Below are 1,242 nucleotides of genomic sequence, written 5' to 3'. Positions count from 1 at the left end.
TGGCGCCGTCACTGAACAACGGGTATTGCGCAGGGAAGCTTTTGAACGCTGGGCAGCACAACTGGCGCCCGCTCTGGTTGCGATGGAAGCCTGCGGTTCGGCGCACCATTGGGGCCGCTGGTTTGCCGCACGCGGCCACACGACCCGGCTAATTGCGCCGGAATTCGTGGTGCCGTTTCGCAAAGGGGGCAAGAACGATACCGCCGATGCAGAAGCGGTCGCTATTGCTGCCCGCCAACCAACGATGCGTTTTGTCCCGATCAAGACAGCTGACCAGCAAGCAATGCTGGCCTGGCACTGCGCACGGGAAGGCTGGAAGGAAGAACGTGTTGCGCTGCTCAACCGCGTGCGCGGGCTGCTGGCCGAGTATGGTGTCGTCATCCCCCGGTCGCCAGAGCGGTTGCTGACCGCCTTGCCGGCGCTGACTGAAGACGCTCGCCTGCCTGATCGGATTCACGCGTTATTGCTGGAAGTGCGGGAACAACTGAGTGCATTGCATGCCAGATTGGCCAAATGCGATGCGCATATTGCTGCCCATGCAAACCACAGTACTGCTGCACAGCGTGCGATGCAGCTCACTGGAGTGGGGCCCGTTACCGCCAGTGCGCTGGCTGCCACGGTGCCCGACGCCCGGGTGTTCAGGAACGGCCGACGATTTGGTGCCTGGCTGGGGCTGACACCGCGCCAACATAGTTCAGGCGGCAAGACGCGTCTTGGCCGCATCAGCCTGCACGGTAACGTCTATTTGCGCAACCTGTTGATCCAGGGAGCGCGCAGCACGTTACAGAGTGCCTTGCGGGCCGATCCAGCCAAGGCAAACCGCCTGCAGCGCTGGATCAGTGCACTTTACGGCCGCAAAGGCTATTTCAAGACGGTGATTGCCATTGCCAACAAACATGCACGGATGCTGTGGGCGATGCTGGCCAGGGACGAGAACTATGATGCATCGGCCTGGCAACGGCATCCCATGACTTCCATTGCGTCACCAAAGAATCCATGAATCTCTGATGTACAGCCCGGTACGATAGCAAGACGAGGTTGGACCGAACGAGAGAAGAGCCCGCCGATTCTGTTGGCTGGCATTGATTGCAGCAGTTGATCCCTGCTGCAACGCCGAGCCGGATTTCAAATGGGGCACTCTCGTGCGGCTAATATCGTGGCCCGCGCCAGCTCCTGGACGCAACAAGGCCGTTTGCAAAGACGCAGTCTGTACCTTTGCTTGCCGTTGTATCCGCTGCCATC

1 protein-coding gene is annotated in these 1,242 nt (G+C 60.3%); it reads left to right on the top strand.

Annotated elements, in window-relative coordinates; translation table 11 throughout:
* Positions 1–1,000: IS110 family RNA-guided transposase (locus TSA66_RS01170; RefSeq protein ID WP_040038674.1), on the top strand; the 1,000-nt coding region annotated here is incomplete at its 5' end.
* Positions 1,001–1,242 lie beyond the last annotated feature (242 nt).

Origin of the sequence: Noviherbaspirillum autotrophicum (assembly GCF_000818395.1) — a bacterium.
GTDB classification, from domain to species: Bacteria; Pseudomonadota; Gammaproteobacteria; order Burkholderiales; family Burkholderiaceae_D; genus Noviherbaspirillum; species Noviherbaspirillum autotrophicum.
Note: the sequence above shows the minus strand (reverse complement) of the source record. Positions and strands in the feature narration are given on the sequence as shown.